Genomic DNA, 22593 nt, shown 5'->3' with positions numbered 1-22593 from the left:
GGACTAGCAAATAGGAAACTTTCCTATTAGATTGCGGGGCATGCCTCAACACTGCCTCGCGGGCGCAGCATGAAGCGAAGCCCCGATCTGCTCCGTCTGGCGGACACGGTCATCCTGCCCGGGTTCGAGGGCACCACGGCTCCCGACTGGGTGCGGCGCCGGCTCGGCGGCGGGCTCGCGGGGGTCGTGCTCTTCTCCCGCAACGTCGCCACCCCGGCCCAGGTCGCCGGTCTCACCGCGGAACTGCGCGCGGAGAACCCCGGCGTCCTCATCGGCATCGACGAAGAGGCCGGGGAGGTGACCCGGCTCGAGGCGCGCACGGGCAGCTCGCGGCCGGGGAACTACGCCCTCGGCGTGGTCGACGACGAGGAACTGACCGAGCAGGTGGCCCGCGACATCGGCCGGGACCTGCACGCCGCAGGCATCAACCTGGACTTCGCCCCGGCCGCCGACGTCAACTCCAACCCCGACAACCCGGTGATCGGCCTGCGCTCGTTCGGCGCCGACCCGCTGCTGGTGGCGAGGCATACGACGGCGTGGATCCGCGGCCTGCAGTCCACCGGCGTGGCCGCCTGCGCCAAGCACTTCCCCGGCCACGGCGACACGTCGGTGGACTCCCACCACGGCGTGCCGAGGGTCGGGGTCTCCCGGGAGGAGCTCGCCGAGGTCGAGCTGTGGCCGTTCCTGGCGGCCATCCGCGAGGGCGTGCGCTGCGTCATGACGGGCCACCTGCTCGTCCCCGCCCACGACCCCGAGCTGCCGGCCACGCTCAGCCCGCACATCCTCACCGGCCTGCTCCGCACCGAGCTCGGCTTCGACGGCCTCATCGTCACCGACGGCATCGAGATGGCCGCGGTCTCCGGGCCGTACGGCATCGGCGGTGCCAGCGCGCTCGCCGTGACCGCCGGGGCGGACGCGGTCTGCGTGGGCGGGGAGAACGCCGACGAGGCCACCATGGACCACATCCGCACGGCCATCGTCGACGCCGTCACCGAGGGCACGCTGCCCGAGGAGCGGCTCGCCGAAGCGGCGGACCGGGTGCGGGCCCTCGCCGCCTGGCTCGCGGACCGCGCCGCCCCGGACGCCTCAGCCGTCGCCGGACCGGTGGCGGAGATCGGCCTGGTGGCCGCACGCCGTGCCGTGCGGATCACCCGCAGGCCGGGGGCGGAGGCCGTGCTCCCGCTGACGGCGGCCCCGCATGTGGTCGAGCTGGCGCCGGAGACCAACCTGGCCATCGACAAGGGCATGCCGTGGGGCGCGGGGGAGCCGCTGAGCAAGCTGCTGCCCGGCACCACGGTCGCCCGCCTGGCCGAGCCCGACGTCACGGGGCCCGGCGCACTGGACGGGGTGTCGGACACGGTGCTCGGGCAGGCCGCCGACCGGCCGCTCGTGCTGGTCGTACGGGACGCCCATCGCCATCTCTGGCAGCTCGGCCTGGTGGAGCGGCTGCTCGCGGCCAGGCCCGACGGCATCGTCGTGGAGATGGGCCTGCCCGGCCGCACCGACCTCGGCATCGCCCACATCGCCACCCACGGCTCGGCCCGGGTCTGCGGCCAGGCGGTCGCCGAGGTGCTGACCGGCGCCGTTCCCGAGTGAGCGGCGCGCGTCCGTAGCATGAGGATCTCGGAATGTTACGGAGGTGGCCAGATGAAGGTCGCGTACGTCACAACCGGCCATCCGGTGGCAGGCGATGACGACGAGCGAGAGACCGTCCTGGCGGCATGGTACGGCGCCGGCATCGAGGGCTCGCCGGTGGTGTGGGACGACCCACGCGTCGACTGGTCGTCGTTCGACGCGGCCGTCGTCCGATCGACCTGGGACTACATCGAGCGGCGGGACGAGTTCGTCGCCTGGGCCCACCGGGCCGGGGCGGCGACGCGGCTGTTCAACCCCGCCTCGGTGATCGAGTGGAACACCGACAAGACCTACCTGCGGGATCTCGGGTCACCGACCGTGCCCACCCACTGGGCAGCTCCCGGTGCCGGGTTCTCCGGGGAGGGGTCGCCCGAGGGCGGGTTCCCCGTCTGGGACGAGTACGTGGTCAAGCCCACGATCTCGGCGGGTGCGCGCGGCGCACTGCGGACCGCGGACCGGGCGGTGGCCGAGAAGCACGCGGCCAGGCTCCTCGGCGAGGGCCGTACGGTCATGGTGCAGCCCTATCTGAAGAGCGTGGAGCATGAGGGCGAGCTGTCGCTGCTGTACTTCGGCGGGCAGTTCAGCCATGCCGTCCGGCGCCACCCGATGCTGTCGGACACCGAGGTCACCGCGGCCGGCCGGGCGACGCTGCGAGATCCGGACGACGACCAGTTCGCCCTCGCCGAGCGCGTACTGGCCGAGGTGCCGCCGGACCTTCTCTACGCCAGGGTCGACGTGGCCAGGACGCCGGAGGGCGAGCCGGTGCTCATGGAGCTCGAACTCACCGAGCCGTACCTCTTCCTCCGGTACGAGCTCGCCGCACCTGACATGTTCGCGCAGGTGCTGGCCGATCTCCTCTGAACGGGCTCTCGGCCCGCTGCGCGATCAGGAGGTGAGTCCGCCGTCGACCGGGATGACCGCGCCGGTGAGGTAGGCGCCGGCGCGGGAGGCGAGGAAGATGGCCGCTCCCGCCACATCATCGGGCCGTCCGATGCGGCCCAGCGGGATCCGGCCTTCGACGACGCCGCGCAGCTCCGGATCGTCCAGCACGAACGCCATCATCTTCGACTCGAACGGCCCGGGCGCGATGGCGTTCACCGTGATCGATTCGGGCGCGAGCCGGTGGGCCAGCTGCCGGGTCAGCATGTGCACCGCCGCCTTCGAGGCCGAGTAGGCGTAGTGCTCCATCGGGGAGACGTGGATGCCGTCCACGGAGCCGATGTTGACGACCCGGGCCGGATCGTCGGCGGAGGCGGCGGCGCGCAGCAGCGGCAGGAACCGCCGGGTCAGGAAGAACACGCCCTTGACGTTGATGTTCCAGACCTTGTCGAAGGCGTGCTCGGGATATTCCTCCAGCGGCGCGCCCCAGCTCGCTCCCGCGTTGTTGACGAGGACGTCGAGCCTGCTCTCCCGGGCGGACACCGCCTCGACCAGGGTCTCGACCCCCTCGGCCGTCGACAGGTCCGCCTGGACGGCGTGGCAGCCCAGCTCGGCGGCGGTGGCCGCCAGTTCGTCGTTCTTCCTGGAGGAGATGTAGACGGTCGCGCCCGCGTCCCGGAACCCCTTGGCGATCATCTTGCCGATCCCGCGTGAACCGCCCGTCACGACGACGGTCTTGCCGTCCACAGAAAACAGCGTCATACGCGGCAGCATACCGACCAGTCGGTTCGCGTACGGGGACGGCGGCGCGAACGGGAGTGAACGCGTCCTGGCGGGTGTGGGGGACCCGCCAGGACGCGCTCCGCCCCGGTCGGAGGCCTCGACCTCGGCGAGGGTTGAGGTCGAAGCCCCGGTCGACCGTGCGGAGTCGGTGGACATACCCAATGGATGGATTTGTACCAACGTTTGGATAATCGCGGTCCCGCGCGCTCCGGTCAAGGGGTTGTTCCCCGTCAGAGGGAGATCGTCTAGATTTGTTGGAACAAAAGGTGGGATTGAGGAAAGATGGCACGGTCGTCGCTCTACCAGCAGGTGGCCGCCGAGGTGCGGCGGGCCATCTACACCGGCGAACTCGCGCCAGGCGACCAGATCCCGACCGAGACCGACCTCATGGAGGCGCACGGCGTCAGCCGCAACACCGTGAGGCTGGCCCTGGGGGAGCTGGAGAACGAGGGCCTCATCCTGCGGATGCGCCGTCGTGGAACGTTCGTACGCGAGCGCCGCCCCCTGCTCATGCGTCCCCAGGACGAGTTCCCGTCCCGCGACCAGGAGGTCGAGCGCCGCCTCGACTCGTTCGTGCACGCGGTGACGGCGGAGGGCAGAGAGCCCGACCAGAACATCGAGGTGTCCATCGTCGAACCCCCCGAGGACGTCGCCACGCGGCTCGCCCTCGCCGACGGGGCCCTGGCGGTCGTCCGGCGCCGCCTGCGGTTCGTGGACGGCCAGCCGTACAACACCAACGACTCCTACTTCCCCCTCGACCTGGTGGCGGACTCGGAGATCGCCCGGCCAGGGAACATCACCCGCGGAGCGAACCGCGTCCTGGAGGAGCTCGGTCACCCGCAGACGAGGGTCGTCGACGACATCTCGGCGCGGATGCCCACCTCGGACGAGACGCTGCGGCTGCGGCTGGAGCCCGGCACGCCCGTCATCGTCCATGTCCGGGTCGGTTACGACGGGGAGGAGACGCCGGTGCGGGTCGCCGTTTCCGTGCTCCCCGCCGACAAACACCTGATCCGATACGAGCTGGAACGTCAGTCGGCTTCTCGGCCGTAACCGACCGAGCTCGCAGCTCCTCGCCGTCGATGGCCTCGACGGCCCGATCCGCGTACGACGGCGTGGTCCACCGCCCGGCGTGGCATACGGCGCCGCGCCGCGCCGCGCCGGGTGATCGGCCGTTCTCCTGTGTCCCGGTCGGGTTCGCCGGTGGCGGGGCGCCCGCGCCGCCGGCCCCGAACCAGAGGGGGCCGCCTCGGCCGCTCGCCCCCCTGCCGACGGTCACCGCGCCGCAATCTCGTCACCCTGTGTAATCGCGACGAATCCCTCAGCATCGAAAGGACTTCACCATGCCCGTGAACACCCTGAGCCTGCCCGCGAGGTTCACGCTCAGTCCCCGCCGCGCCACGCCGGACGACCTGAGGGCGGTGCTCGCGCTGCTGGCCGAGACCGCCCGCTGGCTGCACTCGCTCGGCGTACGGCAGTGGCCTGCGGAGGGCTTCCCCGCGGGACGGATCGAACCCCTCATCGCGACCGGCGCCATGTACGTGCTGGACGACGACGTGAACGGTGGCCTGACGGCCACCATGGCCCTCGACGGCCATGCCGACCCCGAGTTCTGGCGGCCGGCCGACCGCCCGGAAGACGCGTTGTACGTCCACAAGCTCGCCGTCGGCCGGTTCCACTCCGGTGAGGGATTGGGCGAGGCCCTGCTCGACTGGGCGGCGCTGCGCGCGGGCATCCTCGGCCGCCCGTGGCTGCGGCTCGACTGCGCCAAGGACAACACGCGGCTGCAGGCGTACTACCGGGACGCCGGATTCCGGCACGTGCGCACCGTCGACCTGCCGCATCGGGCCTCGGGCGCGCTGTTCGAGCGCCGGTCTTCGAGCGTGCCCTCCCCGCGCGGAGCCGCGGGGCCGCTCATCGAACGTCCGTTCAAGCACGCGCGGTCGCATCGTGGTTCGCTGGTGACAACAAACATCACAAGAAGTTGATGCAGCACCGAACGGGACAGATGTCGGCTGATGCCGTATGGCGCCGCAAATGGACCCGATACTGTTCGATTCATGACCGGATCGCTCCTTGAAGTGATCGCGCTGGACGTGCGCGACGCCGTGGCCGCCGAGGCGGGTGGCGCGGACCGCCTGGAGATCGTGTCGGACATGGACTCCGGTGGGCTCACCCCCTCGGCGGAAACCGTCGCGGCCATCGCACGGGAGTGCAACCTGCCGCAGATGGTCATGCTGCGATCGGACGCCGGTTTCACCGCGACTCCCGAGACGCTGGACCGGCTGCGCCGGGACGTGAAGGAACTGGCCCAGGCGGGCGCCGCCGGTTTCGTCTTCGGGTTCCTGACCGGGGACGGCACGGTGGACCTGGCGGCGACCGAGGCGCTGATCCACGCGGTCGCCCCGCTGCCGTGGACGTTCCATCGGGCGGTCGACCACGCCGCGGACGTGCGGGCGGCCTGGCGTGCCGTACGGCTGCTGCCGAACCTCGCCACCGTGCTGACGTCGGGCTCGGCGCAGGGCGTCGGCGCCGGACTGGGCGTGTTACGCACGCGGGCCGAGGCCGGGGACGGGCCGCTGGTGCTGGCCGGGGGAGGCCTCGGGAAGGAGCACGTGCCCGTGCTGCTCGACTACGGCATCCGCGCCTTCCACGTCGGCGGTGCCGTACGGGACTCGGGCGCCGCCGGCGACCCGTGGAGCGGCCCGGTCGATCCCGCCCGGGTGCGCGACTGGCGTCGCCTCGTCGACCAGGCCTGACCGTACCGGCCGGCCGTCAGCCGAGGGCGTGATCGGCCCGTGCCAGCGCGGCGACGAGGGTCTTGATCGTGGCGGGTTCCTCCAGCACACCGCCGGCCGTCCGGCGACGATCCTCCCACGCGCGCACCCGCTCGACATGGTCCTCGTACCGGGCGAGATGGAACGCGTACACGGTGGCGAAGCGGCTGACGAGATGGGACGGATGCATGTCCCAGCCCTGGTAGAAGCCGTTGGACAGCGAATGCCGCACCAGGGCGGCGTGCCGGCGCAGCAGCGCGCGCACGTCGGCGGCCGCGTCCGAGGCAGGAGCCGCGGCGAGCGAGCCGTCGCACAGCTCGACACCGGTCCCGGCCAGGGCGGTCAGCATGACATGCCGGGCGTGGTCACAGGCGGGGTGGTCGAGACGCTGCTCGTGGGGCGGCAGCCCCAAGGATGCGGTGTAGTCGAAGACCCCGAAGTGCGCGGCGGCCAGCCGTCCGCCGAGGGAGGGCACGAGATCGGCGGACCGCTGCAGCATCAGCACGGTCTGCGGCGCCTCCACCTGCATCTCGAAGCGCAGCGTGCCGGGCGCGAGCCGCAGCGCCGCCTCCAGGGCCTCCAGGCACCGGGCGAACCGTCCGAGGTGGTCCTCCATGAGCACCTTCGGGAACGTGACCGTGAACCCCGGCGGCAGTTCGCCGGCCCGTCCGATCACGGTGGTGAGGAAGCCGTCCAGCGTACGGACCGACCGGTGCGGGTCGCCGTCGGCGAACGACCTGATCCGCACGCCCCACCGCCGGGGCAGCGTGCCCGCCCCGTGCATGGCGGCCACGGCCGACGCCGAGCTCACGACGTGGCCGTCCTCCTCCTCGGGCGGGCGCGGGCCGTACCCGTCCTCGAAGTCGATGCGCAGATCCTCGATCGGCTCGCTCGACAGCTTCCTGCGGAGCCGATCGTGCACGGGCCGGGCCAGGTCGGGCTCGCATTCGAACAGCCCGGCCAGATCGGCGGGGGTGAACAGGTGGCGGTGCAGGAGATCGGTCGCCGCGTGCCCCCACTCGGTCACCGTGGTCGCCGTGACCCTGTCCGCCGGGACGTAGACGGTGTGCACCGGCTGCCAGGCGGTCTCCCGTGCGGGAAACCGCTCGGTCTGCTCCCGGTACGTCTCCGCGTACCCGTCCAGCAGTCTCTCCGGTAGTCCGCCTGGCCCTGTCAGCGTCGTCTCCATGCGGATGATCCTGTTACATCGAGTGCCGGTGATGTCGCACGACATGCTCGGACGGGCCTGGGGAGGCGGACGGCCGCCGCCCCGGGCCGCAGATCACGAGGCGGGGCGGGACAGACGGCCGCAGGCGGCCAGCATGGCGGCCCGGCCGACGAGCTTGACCCGCTCGCCCCGGTCCAGGTCCGCGGCGAGCCCGGCCTCGGCGGCCTCGATGGCGAGCCAGTCCTGATAGGTGACCGGGACGACGCCCCGGGCGGCCAGGACGTCGTCGATCCGCCGACGCGCCGTGCCGGGAACGGTGTCGGCGAGCAGGGTGCGCACGGTCTCGGCGGCGTCGGACTTGTTGGTCCCGATGACGCCGGTCGGTCCGCGCTTCAGCCATCCCGAGACGTACTGGCGGTCCGACACCTTCCCCGCGACGTTGGGGACGGTCATCGACGCCGTGTCGAAGGGCACCCCGGCGAGCGGCACGCTCTGGTATCCCACCGACCGCACGACCATCCCGGCCGGGATCGTCTCGAACTCGCCGGTCCCCACCACGCGGCCGCCCTCCAGGCGGGTCCGTTCGAGGCGGACGCCCTCGACCCGTGAGCCGCCCAGGATCTCCACCGGGCGCAGCCAGAAGCGCACGTCCAGCCGCCGCGGCCGCCCGGCGGGCACCCGCTCCGACCACGACCGCAGCACGTCCACGTTCCCCTTGATCTGCCGCGAGAGCGGAGCGAGGTCCTCGGGCTCGACCTTGACCTCGCCGGGCAGCGTCAGCACATCCGCGTTGGACAGCTCGCCGAGCTCGCGCAGCTCCTTCAGCGTGAACTTGGCGTGCTGGGGACCCCGGCGGCCGATCATGTGGATCCGTCGGACCCGCGAGGCCGTCAGCCGGTCGAGCACGTCCTGCGGCACGTCGGTGCGGCGCAGCTCGTCGGCGGTTTTCGCCATGATGCGCGCGACGTCCACCGCGACGTTGCCCACCCCGATGACGACGACCTCCTCCGCGTCGAGGGAGAACGCCTCCGGGGGGACGTCGGGATGCCCGCAGTACCAGTTGACGAAGTCGGTGGCGGCGACGCTGCGCGGCAGCTCCTCACCCGGGATTCCCAGATGCCGGTCGACCATCGCCCCCGTGCAGTAGACGACCGCGTCGTAACACGACATCAGATCGTCGACCGAGACGTCCGAGCCCAGCTCGATCCCGCCGAGGAAGCGCACCCCCGGCGACTCCAGCACCCGCCGCAGGTAGTCGGCGATGGACTTGATGGACGTGTGGTCGGGCGCCACGCCGTACCGGACGAGTCCGTACGGCGTGGGCAGCCGCTCCAGGACGTCCACCTCGACCGGGTCGGGGCACTGCTTGATCAGGGCTTCCGCCGTGTAGATCCCGGCGGGACCCGACCCGACGATCGCGACGCGCAGTGTCACCATGGCCTCCACAAAGCGGCGTCCTACGAGGGATTCTTCATCATCGGGCCGAGCTCCTGCCAGGGCAACCCGGCGCGCTCGATCAATGGGACCGGTTTCAAGACCGTGAGTGGTGGAGCTAAAAGAGGGGGAAACCCTGGGGATGGGGCGAAGCGGCGGTGAGACCCTACCGGACATGAGGGGACCGCACGGTGGACGGGAAGACGGTACGGCACCGGCACGGCGCTGCGACGCCGACCGGCGGTGCCGGGGCGAGGGGGCACCGGACGAGGTCCGCGCGCCCGATGCCCGGCGATACGAGGCGCTGGGCCGGGTGATGGCCACCCTGGCGGACGAGGCGGAGATGCTGGAGGCCTGCCGCGACCTCGCCTGGTGGCGGGGAGCCGATCATGCGTGGCACGTCGAGTGGCGCGACGGGCCCCGCGCGGACGAGGTCGCCGCGCTGCTCGCCGAGCGGATCAGCGGACCGGAGCCCGCGGTCCCCCTCGCCGGCCCGACCGGGCCGGCCACGGCGTCGACAGCGGCGCTCGACGTGATCGGCGTGGGTTTCGTGCTGCTGGCCATCGATCCGGTGGGCATGGACCGGCTGCGCGCTCGCCCGGGCCTGTGGCGGCTGTCGGCGGCGCTCGACGGCGTCACGGGGAACGGCGGTGTCACGGGGAACGGCGGTGTCACGGGGAACGGCGAGGTTCTGGGGAACGGCGAGGTTCTGGGGAACGGAGAGGCTCTGGGGAGCAGGGCGATGGGACAGGTGCGACGCGGCGGGGCCAGGCGGTGCTGGGAGGAACTGCTCGGCGGTTGACCGTACGGCTGCCGCTCTCCCCGCGGTGATTAGAAGGAGCGTCCTGCCCCGGAAGTCGATAACCTTGGGTCACATCATCTTCGCCTCGGCTCTCACGCCTTCTCCGGGACGATCGAGGAGATATCGCGCGAGACCTCTCACGAGCAAGGAGTAGCCGTGCTACTGCGTATGTCGACCCTGTTCCTACGCACGCTGCGTGAGGATCCGGCGGACGCGGAAGTGCCGAGCCACAAGCTGCTCGTCCGCGCCGGATACATCCGCCGGGTCGCGCCCGGCATCTACTCCTGGCTGCCGCTCGGCAAGATCGTCCTGGAGAACGTCGCCCGGGTCGTGCGCGAGGAGATGGACCGGATGGGCGGCCAGGAGGTGCTCTTCCCCGCGCTGCTGCCCCGGGACTACTACGAGCCCACCGGCCGCTGGACCGAGTACGGCGACACGCTGTTCCGGCTGAAGGACCGCAAGGGCGCCGACTATCTGCTCGGGCCGACCCACGAGGAGATGTTCACCGACATGGTCAAGGGGGAGTACTCCTCCTACAAGGACTATCCGGTGACCCTCTACCAGATCCAGACGAAGTACCGCGACGAGGCCCGGCCCAGGGCCGGCATCCTCCGCGGCCGGGAGTTCGTCATGAAGGACTCCTACTCCTTCGATCTCGACGACGACGGGCTGAAGCGCTCCTACGAGATGCACCGGGACGCCTACATCCGGATCTTCGACCGGCTCGGCATCGACTACCGCATCTGCTTCGCGATGTCCGGCGCGATGGGCGGCTCGGCCTCCGAGGAGTTCCTCGCGCCCTGCCCGACGGGGGAGGACACGTTCGTGTCCTGCCACGACTGCGGGTACGCCGCCAACGCCGAGGCCGTCATCACCCCCGCGCCGCCCGCCATCACCGGGTCGCAGCCGCCGCTCCGGATCCTGGACACGCCCGACACGCCGACCATCGAGTCGCTGGTCGCCTACGTCAACGAGCGGTTCGGTCTCGGGATCACCGCGGCCGACACGCTCAAGAACATCGTGGTGAAGGTCCGTACGCCCGGATCCGACGAGATCAAGCCGCTGGTCATCGGCATCCCCGGTGATCGAGAGGTCGACTTCAAGCGCCTGGAGGCGGCGCTGTCGCCCGGCGTCCCGGAGATCTTCGAAGCGGAGGACTTCGCCCGGTATCCGGGGCTCGTGCGCGGCTACATCGGGCCGCAGGTGCTCAAGGCGCTCGGCATCACCTACCTGGTGGACCCCCGCGTGGTCACCGGCTCCGCGTGGGTGACGGGCGCGAACCTGCCCGGCAAGCACGCCGCCCACGTGGTCGCCGGCCGGGACTTCGAGCCCGACGGCACGATCGAGGCGGCGGAGGTGCGCGCCGGGGACGACTGCCCGCGCTGCGGTCACCCCCTGTCCATCGACCGCGGCATCGAGATCGGCCACATCTTCCAGCTCGGCCGCAAGTACGCCGACGCCGCCGGGCTCGACGCCCTCGGGCCCGACGGCAAGCCGATCCGGATCACGATGGGCTCGTACGGCGTCGGCGTCTCCCGGGCGGTGGCCGTGCTCGCCGAGCAGCGCCACGACGGGCTCGGTCTGGTGTGGCCCCGTGAGGTGGCCCCGGCCGACGTCCACATCGTCGGCACCGGCAAGGAGAACCAGATCGAGGTCGCCAGCGGGCTCGCCGAGGAGCTGGAGGCGCGCGGCCTGCGGGTCATGGTCGACGACCGCTCCGGGGTGTCGCCCGGCGTCAAGTTCAAGGACGCCGAGCTGCTCGGCATGCCGACGATCCTGATCGTCGGCCGAGGGCTGGCCCAGGGGGTCGTGGAGCTGCGCGACCGGGTGAGCGGGACGAAGGAGGAGGTCCCCCTCGGCGAGGCCGTCGACCGCGTCCTGCTCGCCTGCCGCCCCACCTCCCAGGCGTGATCTCCCACCCCGCAGGTGTGTGACCTCCCACCCCCCAGGGCGTGATCTTGCAAATACTCGCGGGAACCATCGCCGACCTGCGTCGATAATCTCCGTGATCTTGCAGTAACTCGCTTGGATATCGGTCCACCTGCGGCTTCACCATCCGTGATCTTGCACTGCACGATCACGGATGGTGAATTCCCGGGTCAAGAGGGAACCGTGCGAGTTTTCGCAAGATCACGAAGGCGTCTTCCCAGGTGGAAGGGGCGTGTGCGAGTTTTCGCAAGATCACGGGTGGGGGGTGGGGCGGCTAGCCGTTCGGTTTCGACGGGGACGGGGACGGCGTGGCGCCGGCCGCCGGGGTGCCGGGTTCCGCCCGGCCGGGCATGCCGGGGAACGCGCTGATCGACGGCTGCCAGCCGTACGCCCGGGTGGCGCACTCCTGGGCGGCCAGCGCGGCGAGCCGGCGCAGCGACGGGTCGCGATCGGCGGCGAGCTCCAAATAGGCGGTGATCAGGCGCCCCTCCACGAGCACGGCCAGGCGGACCGCGTCGGCCGGGGTCCGCACCTCGAAGGGCAGGCGGTAGGCGGGCCCGGGCTCCGCCGGCGACCCGCTCCGCCGCGCGATCAGCGAGCGGAGCTGATCGCGCCGTGCTCGATGGGCGTCGAACCCTCCCGTGGCCAGTGAGCGGAGCCTGCCTGCGGTCTTCCCGCCGATCACCCCGTAGGCGTACACGGCGGCGTGCTCGGCCGCCAGTGCCCGGGTGAGCGCGTCGCCCGAGCCGGCCGTGGCATCGGCGGCGGCCGGTTCTGTGCTGTTCGGTCGTGCGATCGCCGGGTCAGACACGCAGGCTCCCGAGCGCGACGGCGTGTACGGCCTCGCACGCGCCGATGCTGGCCAGTAGTTGTGCGAGGACGGGGGAGGCCGCGGCCATCTCGCGGGGCCGTGCGGCGGACGTCCGGCGCTCGGCGTCGCGGAGCCTTCCGATCGACACGGGTTTCTCCGCCGGCGCGGACTCTTCCGCCGGCCCGGGGGAGCCAGCCGATGGCGAGGGCACGCCCGGGGACGAGGGGCCGGTCTCCGCGCCGGCCGGCAGCAGTTCGCGCAGGGCCGCCAGATGGGCGACGTGCCGCTGCCGGAACGGTTCGAGCGCGGCGGCCATCTTGGCCGAGCCGAGAGCGGCCCGCTCGTAGAGTGCGATCAGCCGCTCCTTGTCACCGATCAGTGAACCCAGCAGCACCGCCTGAGGATCCGGCGGCTTCGGCGCGGGCGGTTCGGGCGAATCGGACGAGCAGCCGGTGGCGGTGGCGACCAGCCCGGCCGCCGTCGCGCCCAGCAGCACGCGCCTGGTCACGCGTGCTCCGCCGCTCAGTTCCACGACCAACGTCCTCTCGCCGGCCTCCGCCGATTTCTTTCCGTCCGTCTTCGCCGTCGAGTCGGCGCCCCTTCCTGGACGCGCTCCCCGGGCCGACGTCGTCGTAGCATCGTACGGCGCGCCGCCCAGAAGTCACCGCCCGGTGATGATGGGCGGGCTCGTGTCGGCTCGCCGCTCGGGTATGGCGCTATTTCCGTCCCGTGGTGTCGATAGGCTGTTGGCACATCGGGCGAGGTACACCAGTGAAGGGGAGGTCGGCATGGGCGGAGACCCTCGACGCGGCCGTCTGGTGGAGCTGCTCGGCCCGGTGGTCGCCGAGAAGGGGCTCGACCTGGAGGACGTGAAGATCGTCCCGGCGGGCAGGCGGCGACTCGTGCGCGTGATCGTGGACCGTGACGGCGGCGTCACGCTGGACGACGTGGCCGAGGTGAGCCAGTCGGTCTCCAAACGGCTGGACGAGTCGGACGCTCTCGGCGCGGGGCCGTACGTTCTGGAGGTCAGCTCCCCCGGAGTGGACAGGCCGTTGACCGAGCCGCGCCACTGGCGCCGGGCGCGAGGCAGGCTGGTGAAGGCGGAGCTGCGGGACGGCGCGACCGTGGAAGGCCGCGTGACCGGGACGGGCGAGTCCGGCGTGGAGCTGGACGGGACGCGTCGCATCGCGTTCGACGAGCTGATCCGCGGCCGGGTGCAGGTGGAGTTCAACCGGCCGGCCGATCTCGATGACGGTTACGACATCGACGACACTGACGACGAGGGCTAAGGGGGAGCCTTGTGGACATTGACATGAGCGTCCTGCGCAGCCTGGAGCGGGAGAAGGACATCTCCTTCGACCTGGTCGTCAAGGCGATCGAGGACGCGCTCCTGATCGCGTACTTCCGGACCGAGGGCGCGGCGCCGAAGGCTCGGGCCGAGCTCGACCGCGTCTCCGGCCACGTGACCATCTGGGCGGCCGAGCTCGATGAGAACGGCGAGGTCGCCAGGGAGTACGACGACACCCCGGGCAACTTCAGCCGGATCGCCGCCACGACCGCCAAGCAGGTGATACTCCAGCAGCTCCGTGACGCCGAGGACGAGATCAACTTCGGCGAGTTCGCCAGTCGCGAGGGTGAGCTGGTCGCGGGAATCATCCAGCAGGGCAAGGACCCGAGGGTCGTGCTGGTCGACCTGGGCAAGATCGAGGCGATCCTGCCGCACAACGAGCAGGTCCCCGGCGAGGAGTACCTGCACGGAGAGCGCATCCGCTGCTACGTGGTCCAGGTCAAGAAGGGACCCAAGGGCCCCTCGGTCACCCTGTCGCGGACGCATCCCAACCTGGTGAAGAAGCTCTTCGCGCTGGAGGTGCCCGAGATCGCCGACGGCACCGTGGAAATCGCCGCCATCGCCCGCGAGGCCGGTCATCGCACCAAGATCGCTGTCAGGTCCCGCAGGCCGGGTGTGAACGCCAAGGGCGCCTGCATCGGCCCGATGGGATCCCGGGTGCGGAACGTGATGACCGAACTGCACGGCGAGAAGATCGACATCATCGACTGGTCGGAGGACCCGGCGGAGTTCGTCGGGAATGCCCTGTCGCCCGCGCGTGTTTCCCGAGTCGAGGTAATCGACCCCGACGGCCGGATGGCCCGGGTCACCGTGCCCGACTACCAGTTGTCGCTGGCGATCGGCAAGGAGGGGCAGAACGCCCGCCTGGCCGCGCGGCTCACCGGATGGCGTATCGACATCCGTCCGGACGTCCAGGAGGCACCGGCAGATCCCGCTGATGCGTCGGCAAGGTAAGCTGGAATATGGTTGCCAGGCAGCCCCGTTGAGAACGTGCGTGGGTTGCCGGGTTCGCACGGCAAAGTCCGAGTTGCTCCGCCTGGTGGTGGTCGAGGGCGTCGTCATCCCGGATCCGGGAGGACGGCTCCCGGGACGTGGTGCGTCACTGCACCCGTCCCCGCGCTGTCTGGAGCTCGCCGAACGCCGTCGGGCGTTCTCTCGTGCGTTTCGCGCACAGGGATCGCTCGATCTGAGTGCTCTGCGGGCTCACCTGGAGGGGCTTGACGTCGGATAGCGCCGGGTGAATGGTTACCGTTCGGCTTCGGTCATCCGGGGCCGGGCACGAAGAAATCGTCAAGTAGGACGCCGAGTTGATGGGCGGAGTCAGATTGCCATGAGCGCCTGATGAGCACGCGGCGATGAGTACGTTCAGTTAGCGACGGTCCGGCGGCACTGCAAGGCTCCCGGACCGAGTTAGGGAGTGCAGTGGCGAAGGTCCGGGTATACGAGCTCGCCAAGGAGTTCGGGGTCGAGAGCAAGGTCGTCATGGCCAAGCTCACCGAGATGGGCGAGTTCGTGAGGTCGGCGTCTTCAACGATCGAGGCGCCGGTCGTCCGTAAGCTGACAGAGGCGTTCGGTAAGGGCGACGCCTCCAAGGGCGGCGGCAAGCCGTCCCCACGTCCGGCGCAGCCGAAGCCTGCGCCGAGGCCGGCGGAGAGTCCGGCCGGTGGCGGCGCGACGCAGGCGCCGTCCCCCTTCCAGTCGACAGGCGCGGCCCAGTCCGGGGGCGCGGCCCAGCCGGCGGACACCGCGGCGAGACCGGTTCCGAAGCCCGGCCCGCGCCCGGCCCCGCGGCCGGTTCCGATGCCTCATCCGACTCAGCAGGCCCCGCAGCCCGAGGCCCCGCGTCCTGACGCCGCCCGTCCGCGGGCGCCGCGCCCGGACGTCCCGCGTCCCGAGGCCCCCCGCCCCGAAGCGTCGCGTCCGGCGGCGGCCTCCGGTCCGCGTCCGGGTCCGGCCGTGCCCAAGCCGGGTCCCCGGCCCGGTCCGCGTCCGGGTGCGCCGTCCGGTGGCGGTACGCCGGGAGGCGGCGCGCCGCGCTCCGGTGCGCCCAAGCCGGGTCCCCGCGGCCCGCGTCCGGGTAACAACCCGTTCTCCTCGAACGCCAGCGGCATGGGGCAGCGTCCCGCGCGGCCGGGCCGTGACGGCGCCGAGCGGGGAGACCGGTCCGGTGGCGGCGACCGCGGTCCCCGCGAGCCCCGCCGCGACGGAGCGAGGGACGGCGCCATTCCGCGTCCGCCCTCCGCTCGTTCCGGCGCTCCCGGTGCGGGAGGCCCCCGTCCGGGTCCCGCCGGTCCGCGTCCGGGTCCGGGCATGGGCGGGCCGCGTCCCGGCCCTGGCGCCGGTGGTCCGCGTCCCGGTGGTCCGCGTCCCAACCCGATGATGATGCCGCAGGGTCGCCCCGCGGCCCCGGGCGGTCGTCCGGGCGCCGGTGGCCGTCCCGCTCCCGGTGGCGCAGGTCGTCCCGGTGGCGGTGGCCGTCCCGGAGGCGGGTTCGGCGGTCCCAGGCCGGGTGCCGGCGCAGGTCGCCCCGGTGGCGCGGGCGGCGGGCCGGGTGCCGGTGGTGGCGGCGGGTTCGCCGGCCGTCCCGGTGGCGGCGGCCGCGGCCGCGGCGGTGGCACGGCGGGCGCGTTCGGGCGTCCGGGCGGTCGCCCGACCCGTGGCCGGAAGTCGAAGCGCCAGAGGCGTCAAGAGTTCGACAACATGCAGGCGCCGTCGATCGGCGGCGTGCAGGTCCCGCGTGGTGGCGGGCAGACGATCCGCCTTCCGCGCGGCGCGTCCCTGTCCGACTTCGCCGATCGGATCGGCGCGAACCCCGCCTCGCTCGTGCAGATCATGCTGCACCTGGGCGAGATGGTGACCGCGACCCAGTCGGTCAACGAGGAGACCCTGCAGCTTCTCGGCGCCGAGCTGGACTACAACGTCCAGGTCGTCAGCCCCGAGGAGGAGGACCGGGAGCTGCTCGAGTCCTTCAAGATCGAGTTTGGTGAGGACGAGGGCGACGAGGCCGACCTCGCGCCGCGTCCGCCGGTCGTGACCGTCATGGGCCACGTCGACCACGGTAAGACGAGGACCCTCGACGCGATCCGGCACACCAACGTCGCGGCCCGCGAGGCCGGCGGCATCACCCAGCACATCGGCGCCTACCAGGTGTCGACCACGCATGAGGGCGAGCAGCGGAAGGTCACCTTCATCGACACCCCGGGTCACGAGGCGTTCACCGCCATGCGTGCCCGCGGTGCGAAGGCCACCGACATCGCGGTGCTCGTGGTCGCGGCCGACGACGGTGTGAAGCCGCAGACGATCGAGGCGCTCAACCACGCGCAGGCGGCCGACGTGCCGGTCGTCGTCGCGGTCAACAAGATCGACAAGGAGGGCGCGGACCCCACCAAGGTCCGGGCTCAGCTCACCGAGTACGGCCTGGTGGCCGAGGAGTTCGGCGGTTCCACGCTGTTCGTGGACATCTCCGCCAAGCAGGGCATCGGCATCGACAGCCTGCTCGAGGCCATCCTGCTGACCGCCGACGCCGAGCTCGACCTGCGGGCCAACCCCGACATGGACGCCCAGGGCCTGGCCATCGAGGCACATCTGGACAAGGGTCGCGGTCCCGTGGCCACCGTCCTCGTGCAGCGCGGCACGCTCCGGGTCGGCGACTCGATCGTCTGCGGCGAGGCCTTCGGCCGCGTCCGCGCGATGCTGGACGACAACGGCAAGCCGGTCGAGGAGGCCGATCCGTCGCGTCCGGTCCTGGTGCTCGGTCTGACCGCGGTCCCGCGCGCGGGCGACAACTTCATCGTCGTGTCCGACGACCGGATGGCCCGCCAGATCGCCCAGCAGCGGGCGGCCCGGCAGCGCATCGCCGACATGGCCAAGTCCGGCCGTCGCCGCACCCTCGAGGAACTGTTCAAGGACCTCGAGAAGGGCCAGGTCAACGAGCTCAAGCTCATCATCAAGGGTGACGTCTCCGGTTCGGTGGAGGCCCTTGAGGACGCGCTGCTCAAGATCGACGTCGGCGAGGAGGTCAGCCTCCGCGTGCTGCACCGCGCGGTGGGCGCCATCACCGAGTACGACGTCAACCTGGCGATGGCCGACGACAACGCGGTCATCATCGGCTTCAACGTGCGACCCGAGGTGCGGGCGCGCGACCTGGCCGAGCGCGAGGGCGTCGACATCCGGTACTACTCGGTCATCTACCAGGCGATCGAGGAGATCGAGGCGGCCCTCAAGGGCATGCTGAAGCCGGAGTTCGAGGAGGTCCGTACGGGCACCGCCGAGATCCGCGAGATCTTCAAGGTTCCGAAGATCGGCAACGTGGCCGGCTCGGTGGTCCGCTCGGGCACGATCACTCGCAACAGCAAGGCCCGTCTCATCCGCGACGGCGTCGTCGTGGCCGACAACCTGACCGTCTCGTCGCTGCGCCGGTTCAAGGACGACGCGACCGAGGTCCGAGAGGGCTTCGAGTGCGGCATCGGCGTCGGCTACAGCGACCTCAAGATCGAAGACGTCATCGAGACGTTCGAGATGCGGGAGAAGCCGCGCGTCTGACGTGCGTTCCGCCGCCCCCGTGCCATCACGGGGGCGGCGGCCGGACGTCGCCTCGCGGCGAGACACATCCATGTACATTGGGGCACTTACTCTGGACATCCTGCTCGGCGACGTGCGTTCGCTGAAGCAGAAGCGGTCCGTGGTCCGCCCGCTGATCGCGGAACTGCAGCGGCGCTTCCCCAGCGTCGCGGTGGCCGAGACCGGCCACCTCGATCTGCACCGCAGAGCGGAGATCGGCATCGCGGTTGTCTCGGCGTCGGCCGCGAACTGCGACGATGTGCTCGGCTCGTGCGAGCGTGTGGTCGCCTTCCACCCCGAGATCGAGCTGCTGTCGGTACGGCAGCGGCTCTTCAACGACCACGAGGAATAAGCCGGCCGAGCCGGCGCGTCAGCCGTACAGTGAACGAGGGAGCGTGAGCATGGACGCAGCGCGCGCCAGAAAGCTGGCCGACCGCATCCAGCAGGTCGTCGCCGAGATGCTGGAGCGACGGATCAAGGATCCGCGGCTCGGGTTCGTCACGGTGACCGACGCGCGGATCACCGCCGACCTGGGTGACGCCACGGTCTACTACACGGTCTTCGGCTCGGAGGCCGAGCGGGCCGCGACCGCCACCGCGCTGGAGAGCGCCAAGGGGATCATCAGGTCCGAGGTCGGACGGCAGACCGGATTGCGGCACACCCCGACGCTCACCTTCGTCCACGACCCGCTGCCCGACAGCGCCCGCCACATGGACGACCTGTTCGCGGCGGCGCGGGCCAGGGACGCGGAGATCGCCAGGCAGGCCGAGAGCGCCCAGTTCGCCGGGGACGCCGACCCCTACCGGTTCGAGGAGGATCGGGCCGGCGACTCCGACGACGAGGACAGTGAGGACGAACCCTCAGCGGGGCACCGGGCGAGGTGACGACGATCGACACCACCATCGGGGCCGCGGACTGGGAGCGGGTGATCGAGCTGGTCCGCGGTGCCGACCGCGTCGCGCTCGCGTGTCATGTCTCCCCCGATGGAGACGCCCTCGGCTCGATGCTCGGCTTCGGCCTCGCGCTGGCCGGGAGCGGGAAGAAGGTGGTCGCGTCGTTCGGCGACCGCTGCTTCGCCGTACCACGCCTGCTGCGATTCCTGCCCGGTCAGGAACTGCTGGTGGAACCGGGGGCCTACCCGGCGGAGCCGGATCTGATGCTCACGTTCGACGCCTCCACCATGGAGCGGCTCGGCCTGCTCGCCCCCAGCGCGGGCAGAGCCGGCGAACTGGTCGTGATCGACCACCATGTGTCCAACACCAGGTTCGGCTCGCTGCACCTGATCGACCCCTCGGCCGCGGCCACCGCCGTCCTGACCGAGGAGCTCATCCACCGGCTGGCCCTGCCGGTCGGCCGGGACGTGGCGACGTGCCTGTACACGGGCCTGGTGACCGACACGGGCTCCTTCCGCTATTCGGCCACCACCCCGGCGGCACACGCGATGGCGGGGCGGCTCATCGCCGCCGGGCTCAGACCCGACGAGATCGCCAGGGAGCTGTGGGACCGTTCGCCGTTCGCCTATCTGCGGGTGCTCGGCGCCGCGCTCGGCCGGGTCGCGCTCGATCAGTCGGCGGCGGCCGGCCACGGACTGGTCTGGACGTACGTCACCCGCGCCGACCGGGTGCTCAACGGCCTGCCGTACGACGAGGTGGAGGGCGTGATCGACGTCATCCGCCGGGTCGACGAGGCGGACGTGGCCGTGGTGCTCAAGGAGGACGACGAGGGGGTCTGGAACGTCTCGACCCGTTCGAAGGGCGCGGTCGACGTCGGCCGGGCCTGCGTCGAGCTGGGCGGCGGCGGTCACAGCCGCGCGGCGGGCTTCTCCTCCAGGCTTCCACCGGAGGACACGATCGCCTCCCTGCGCTCTCTCCTCACCCTGGAGTGATCTCGCCGGAGCACGCGGGGGAGGCCGCCCACCCGGGCGTCCTCGCGCAGACGCGCCAGGGCGGTGCCGCCCGACCGGCATGTTTCCAGTTCCCGATCTCGCATTGGACCCATTCATGAGTACGGCAAGGCCCCGCAGAACTCCGCCGCCGAGCGGGTTGATCATCGTGGACAAGCCCGCCGACTGGACCTCGCACGACGTCGTCGGCAAGATGCGCGGCATCGCCGGGACCCGCAAGGTGGGCCACGCCGGCACGCTCGACCCGATGGCCACCGGCGTGCTCGTCGTCGGCGTGGAGAAGGCCACCCGCCTCCTCGGGCACCTCGCGCTGACGGAGAAGGTCTACGAGGCCACGATCCGGCTCGGCGTGACCACCAACACCGACGACGCCGAGGGAGAGGTCATCGCGGTCACCTCCGCAGGTCGGGTGACCGCGAAGGAGGTGCGCAAGGGCGTCGCCGCGCTCACGGGGAAGATCATGCAGGTTCCCCCGCAGGTGAGCGCGATCAAGGTCAACGGTGAACGGGCCTACAAGCGGGCCAGGGCCGGCGAGGAGGTCGAGATCGCCGCCAGGCCGGTCACCGTCCACGAGTTCGAGGTCACCGCGATCCGCCGGGCCCGCGTGGAGACCGCGGACGCCGCCGTGAACGACGTCGTGGACGTCGACGCCACCGTCACCTGCTCCAGCGGGACCTACATCCGGGCGCTGGCCCGGGACCTCGGCGCCGCCCTCGGGGTGGGCGGCCACCTCACCCGCCTCAGGCGCACCCGGGTCGGACCGTACGGCCTGGCCTCGGCCCGGACGATCGACGAGCTCGCCAGGGAATGCGTGATCATGCCGATCGCGGAGGCCGTGACCGCGGCGTTCCCCCGCAGGGACGTGACGGCGCAGGACGCCAGGCTGGTCGCGCACGGCGGCCGTCTGCCCGCGGCGGGGCTCGGGCCCGGCCCCGTCGGGGTTTTCGGCCCGGACGGCACGCTGCTCGCCCTCGTCGAGGAACGCGGTGGCACGGCCAGGCCCCTGGTTGTTTTCGCGCCCTGACATCAATGCACGCTCAGCGGCATGGCAGTCTTGTCTACTGCCGGTTTGCCGAGCCGTACAGGAATCGAGGTCGAAGTGCAGAGCTGGCACGGACTGGATGACGTCCCCGAGGGCTGGGGCAGGTCCGTCGTCACGATCGGCGTGTTCGACGGCGTACATCTCGGTCATCAGCGGATGGTGACACAGATGGTGGGCATGGCCCGTGACCTCGGCCTTCCATCGGTCGTCGTCACCTTCGACCCGCATCCGGACGAGGTCGTCCGGCCGGGCACCCACCCGCTGCGGCTCACCACGCTGCACCGGCAGGCGGAGTTGCTCGCGGGGCTGGGCGTCGACGCGGTGTGCGTGCTGCCGTTCACACTGGAGTTCTCGCGGATGAGACCCGACGAGTTCGTGCAGACGGCCCTGGTGGACCGGCTGCACGCGGCGGGGGTCGTGGTGGGGGAGGACTTCCGCTTCGGGCACAAGGCATCCGGCGACGTGGAGACGTTGCGTACGCTGGGGGAGAAGTACGACTTCGTCGCGGTGGGCGTGCCGCTGGTCAGCGACGGCGCCACCATTTCCTCCACGTTCATCCGGGAACGGCTGACCGCGGGCGACGTCGCGGGCGCCGCCGCGGCGCTGGGGCGTCCGCATCGGGTCGAGGGCGTGGTCGTCCGCGGTCACCAGCGGGGCCGGGCGCTCGGCTTTCCCACGGCGAACGTCGAGTCGCCGCCGTTCACCGCCATTCCGGCAGAGGGCGTCTACGCCGGCTGGCTGCAGTGCGTCGAGGCGTCTCCGGCGTCGGCGGGGCAGCGCTGGCCGGCCGCCATCTCCATCGGGACTAACCCGACCTTCGACGGGGTGGAACGCACGGTCGAGGCGTACGCGCTGGACCGGGACGACCTGGACCTCTACGGCGCGCATGTGGCGGTCGACTTCGCCGAGCGGCTGCGGGACACGCTGCGGTTCGACTCGGTCGAGGCGTTGATCGAGCAGATGCACCGCGACGTGGCCCGCGCCCGCGAGGTCACGGCCTGACGATCGGTAGCGGGCCTTCGACGGGCCGCCCGCCGTGCCGGAGTTGTGCGGGGCGCCGCGACTCGGTGGTAGCCTTGCAAGTCAGCCATGTTCGGGTGCTGTCATGTCCGACGGGCATGGCGGGCCACCGGGCCGGCCGGTCACGGCGACTGTAGGCACGCACGGTCGTTCGCGGGCTCTGATGTCGTGCGTGCCTCTCACCAGAAGGAGAAACAGTGTCGCTCGACGCGACCACCACCAAGGCCATCATCGGCGAGTACGCCACCGGCGAGGGAGACACCGGGTCTCCGGAGGTCCAGATCGCGCTGCTGAGCAAGCGCATCAGCGATCTGACCGAGCACCTGAAGGTGCACAAGCACGACCACCACAGCCGCCGGGGGCTGCTTCTGCTGGTCGGCCGTCGCCGCCGGCTGCTGAAGTACCTGCAGGCGAAGGACATCGCCCGCTACCGGTCCCTCATCGAGCGTCTCGGCCTGCGTCGATAATGTGGAAAGGAGCGGCGATCCTTCGTCGCTCCTTT

General features: G+C 71.3%; 22 protein-coding genes. 17 read left to right on the top strand and 5 right to left on the bottom strand.

Annotation, left to right across the window (positions count from 1 at the left end):
• Positions 1–69: 69 nt before the first annotated feature.
• On the top strand, positions 70–1596 hold the full coding sequence (locus AP234_RS22445) for a glycoside hydrolase family 3 protein (RefSeq protein WP_055481663.1): 1527 nt from the start codon (positions 70–72) through the stop codon (positions 1594–1596).
• A 51-nt stretch (positions 1597–1647) separates the two neighbouring features.
• A complete protein-coding gene (locus AP234_RS22440) occupies positions 1648–2496 on the top strand; it encodes an ATP-grasp domain-containing protein (protein WP_055481662.1) in 849 nt (282 codons plus the stop codon).
• 24 nt (positions 2497–2520) lie between these two features.
• Here AP234_RS22440 and AP234_RS22435 read toward each other — a convergent pair whose 3' ends face one another.
• Positions 2521–3276, bottom strand: a complete 756-nt coding sequence (locus AP234_RS22435) for a glucose 1-dehydrogenase (RefSeq protein WP_055481661.1) — start codon at positions 3274–3276, stop codon at positions 2521–2523.
• A 303-nt stretch (positions 3277–3579) separates the two neighbouring features.
• Here AP234_RS22435 and AP234_RS22430 point away from each other — a divergent pair, with 303 nt between their 5' ends.
• The 3 genes from AP234_RS22430 to AP234_RS22420 all read left to right on the top strand — a co-directional run bounded on the left by AP234_RS22430 (position 3580) and on the right by AP234_RS22420 (position 6056).
• Entirely contained in the window at positions 3580–4350 is a 771-nt protein-coding gene (locus AP234_RS22430; RefSeq protein WP_055481660.1) for a GntR family transcriptional regulator, read from the top strand.
• 290 nt (positions 4351–4640) lie between these two features.
• A complete protein-coding gene (locus AP234_RS22425) occupies positions 4641–5285 on the top strand; it encodes a GNAT family N-acetyltransferase (protein ID WP_063843040.1) in 645 nt (214 codons plus the stop codon).
• A 72-nt stretch (positions 5286–5357) separates the two neighbouring features.
• Entirely contained in the window at positions 5358–6056 is a 699-nt protein-coding gene (locus AP234_RS22420) for a copper homeostasis protein CutC (protein WP_055481659.1), read from the top strand.
• A gap of 16 nt (positions 6057–6072) precedes the next feature.
• Here AP234_RS22420 and AP234_RS22415 read toward each other — a convergent pair whose 3' ends face one another.
• The gene (locus AP234_RS22415; RefSeq protein WP_055481658.1) at positions 6073–7263 is read right to left on the bottom strand and encodes a DUF6986 family protein; all 1191 of its coding nucleotides are present in this window, start codon (positions 7261–7263) and stop codon (positions 6073–6075) included.
• Between the two features lie 93 nt (positions 7264–7356).
• Entirely contained in the window at positions 7357–8679 is a 1323-nt protein-coding gene (locus AP234_RS22410; protein WP_055481657.1) for an FAD-dependent oxidoreductase, read from the bottom strand.
• Positions 8680–8851: 172 nt separating this feature from the next.
• On the opposite strand from AP234_RS22410, the gene AP234_RS38115 reads away from it, so the two are divergent.
• Both AP234_RS38115 and AP234_RS22400 read left to right on the top strand, forming a co-directional pair.
• Positions 8852–9478 carry a hypothetical protein gene (locus AP234_RS38115; protein WP_063843039.1) on the top strand — a complete coding sequence of 209 codons (627 nt, stop codon included), beginning with the start codon at positions 8852–8854 and terminating at the stop codon, positions 9476–9478.
• Positions 9479–9634: 156 nt separating this feature from the next.
• Entirely contained in the window at positions 9635–11389 is a 1755-nt protein-coding gene (locus AP234_RS22400; protein ID WP_083502334.1) for a proline--tRNA ligase, read from the top strand.
• A 292-nt stretch (positions 11390–11681) separates the two neighbouring features.
• Here AP234_RS22400 and AP234_RS22395 read toward each other — a convergent pair whose 3' ends face one another.
• Positions 11682–12218 (bottom strand): ferritin-like domain-containing protein, encoded by a 537-nt coding sequence (locus AP234_RS22395; protein WP_235558321.1) that lies wholly within the window; start codon positions 12216–12218, stop codon positions 11682–11684.
• Entirely contained in the window at positions 12211–12726 is a 516-nt protein-coding gene (locus tag AP234_RS22390) for a hypothetical protein (RefSeq protein WP_152990563.1), read from the bottom strand. Before AP234_RS22390 ends, AP234_RS22395 begins: the two co-directional genes overlap by 8 nt.
• A 280-nt stretch (positions 12727–13006) precedes the next feature.
• On the opposite strand from AP234_RS22390, the gene rimP reads away from it, so the two are divergent.
• The 10 genes from rimP (at position 13007) to rpsO (ending at position 22558) form a co-directional block, all read left to right on the top strand.
• On the top strand, positions 13007–13507 hold the full coding sequence (gene rimP, locus AP234_RS22385; protein WP_055481654.1) for a ribosome maturation factor RimP: 501 nt from the start codon (positions 13007–13009) through the stop codon (positions 13505–13507).
• A 23-nt stretch (positions 13508–13530) separates the two neighbouring features.
• The gene (gene nusA / locus AP234_RS22380; RefSeq protein ID WP_055481653.1) at positions 13531–14520 is read left to right on the top strand and encodes a transcription termination factor NusA; all 990 of its coding nucleotides are present in this window, start codon (positions 13531–13533) and stop codon (positions 14518–14520) included.
• Positions 14504–14797, top strand: coding sequence for a YlxR family protein (locus tag AP234_RS35215; RefSeq protein WP_083502332.1), 294 nt, complete (start codon positions 14504–14506; stop codon positions 14795–14797). The genes nusA and AP234_RS35215 overlap by 17 nt, the downstream gene beginning before the upstream one ends.
• A gap of 191 nt (positions 14798–14988) precedes the next feature.
• On the top strand, positions 14989–18108 hold the full coding sequence (gene infB / locus AP234_RS22375; protein ID WP_055481652.1) for a translation initiation factor IF-2: 3120 nt from the start codon (positions 14989–14991) through the stop codon (positions 18106–18108).
• A gap of 70 nt (positions 18109–18178) precedes the next feature.
• A complete protein-coding gene (locus tag AP234_RS22370; protein ID WP_055481651.1) occupies positions 18179–18478 on the top strand; it encodes a DUF503 domain-containing protein in 300 nt (99 codons plus the stop codon).
• A 49-nt stretch (positions 18479–18527) separates the two neighbouring features.
• Positions 18528–19010 carry a 30S ribosome-binding factor RbfA gene (rbfA, locus tag AP234_RS22365; RefSeq protein WP_055481650.1) on the top strand — a complete coding sequence of 161 codons (483 nt, stop codon included), beginning with the start codon at positions 18528–18530 and terminating at the stop codon, positions 19008–19010.
• Positions 19007–20011: a DHH family phosphoesterase gene (locus AP234_RS22360; RefSeq protein ID WP_055481649.1), complete on the top strand. Its 1005-nt coding sequence runs from the start codon at positions 19007–19009 to the stop codon at positions 20009–20011. Before rbfA ends, AP234_RS22360 begins: the two co-directional genes overlap by 4 nt.
• A gap of 115 nt (positions 20012–20126) precedes the next feature.
• Positions 20127–21053 (top strand): tRNA pseudouridine(55) synthase TruB, encoded by a 927-nt coding sequence (gene truB / locus AP234_RS22355; protein WP_055481648.1) that lies wholly within the window; start codon positions 20127–20129, stop codon positions 21051–21053.
• Between the two features lie 75 nt (positions 21054–21128).
• Positions 21129–22073, top strand: coding sequence for a bifunctional riboflavin kinase/FAD synthetase (locus AP234_RS22350; protein WP_055481647.1), 945 nt, complete (start codon positions 21129–21131; stop codon positions 22071–22073).
• Positions 22074–22288: 215 nt separating this feature from the next.
• Positions 22289–22558: a 30S ribosomal protein S15 gene (rpsO, locus tag AP234_RS22345; RefSeq protein WP_055481646.1), complete on the top strand. Its 270-nt coding sequence runs from the start codon at positions 22289–22291 to the stop codon at positions 22556–22558.
• Positions 22559–22593: the final 35 nt, after the last annotated feature.

Origin of the sequence: Sphaerimonospora mesophila (genome assembly GCF_001417795.1) — a bacterium.
Classification (GTDB): domain Bacteria; phylum Actinomycetota; class Actinomycetes; order Streptosporangiales; family Streptosporangiaceae; genus Sphaerimonospora; species Sphaerimonospora mesophila.
The sequence above is the reverse complement of the archived record's forward strand: the minus strand, read 5'-3'. Positions and strand labels throughout refer to the sequence as shown.

What these genes read in the sequence shown, in the direction of transcription:
- AP234_RS22420 (WP_055481659.1), top strand. Translation starts at nt 5,358, where the DNA reads ATGACCGGATCGCTCCTTGAAGTGATCGCGCTGGACGTGCGCGACGCC.
- rbfA (WP_055481650.1), top strand. Translation starts at nt 18,528, where the DNA reads ATGGACGCAGCGCGCGCCAGAAAGCTGGCCGACCGCATCCAGCAGGTC.
- AP234_RS22425 (WP_063843040.1), top strand. Translation starts at nt 4,641, where the DNA reads ATGCCCGTGAACACCCTGAGCCTGCCCGCGAGGTTCACGCTCAGTCCC.
- AP234_RS38115 (WP_063843039.1), top strand. Translation starts at nt 8,852, where the DNA reads ATGAGGGGACCGCACGGTGGACGGGAAGACGGTACGGCACCGGCACGG.
- truB (WP_055481648.1), top strand. Translation starts at nt 20,127, where the DNA reads ATGAGTACGGCAAGGCCCCGCAGAACTCCGCCGCCGAGCGGGTTGATC.
- AP234_RS22435 (WP_055481661.1), bottom strand. Translation starts at nt 3,276, where the DNA reads ATGACGCTGTTTTCTGTGGACGGCAAGACCGTCGTCGTGACGGGCGGT.
- AP234_RS35215 (WP_083502332.1), top strand. Translation starts at nt 14,504, where the DNA reads ATGCGTCGGCAAGGTAAGCTGGAATATGGTTGCCAGGCAGCCCCGTTG.
- AP234_RS22415 (WP_055481658.1), bottom strand. Translation starts at nt 7,263, where the DNA reads ATGGAGACGACGCTGACAGGGCCAGGCGGACTACCGGAGAGACTGCTG.
- AP234_RS22410 (WP_055481657.1), bottom strand. Translation starts at nt 8,679, where the DNA reads ATGGTGACACTGCGCGTCGCGATCGTCGGGTCGGGTCCCGCCGGGATC.
- AP234_RS22440 (WP_055481662.1), top strand. Translation starts at nt 1,648, where the DNA reads ATGAAGGTCGCGTACGTCACAACCGGCCATCCGGTGGCAGGCGATGAC.
- AP234_RS22370 (WP_055481651.1), top strand. Translation starts at nt 18,179, where the DNA reads ATGTACATTGGGGCACTTACTCTGGACATCCTGCTCGGCGACGTGCGT.
- AP234_RS22445 (WP_055481663.1), top strand. Translation starts at nt 70, where the DNA reads ATGAAGCGAAGCCCCGATCTGCTCCGTCTGGCGGACACGGTCATCCTG.
- AP234_RS22430 (WP_055481660.1), top strand. Translation starts at nt 3,580, where the DNA reads ATGGCACGGTCGTCGCTCTACCAGCAGGTGGCCGCCGAGGTGCGGCGG.
- nusA (WP_055481653.1), top strand. Translation starts at nt 13,531, where the DNA reads ATGAGCGTCCTGCGCAGCCTGGAGCGGGAGAAGGACATCTCCTTCGAC.
- rimP (WP_055481654.1), top strand. Translation starts at nt 13,007, where the DNA reads ATGGGCGGAGACCCTCGACGCGGCCGTCTGGTGGAGCTGCTCGGCCCG.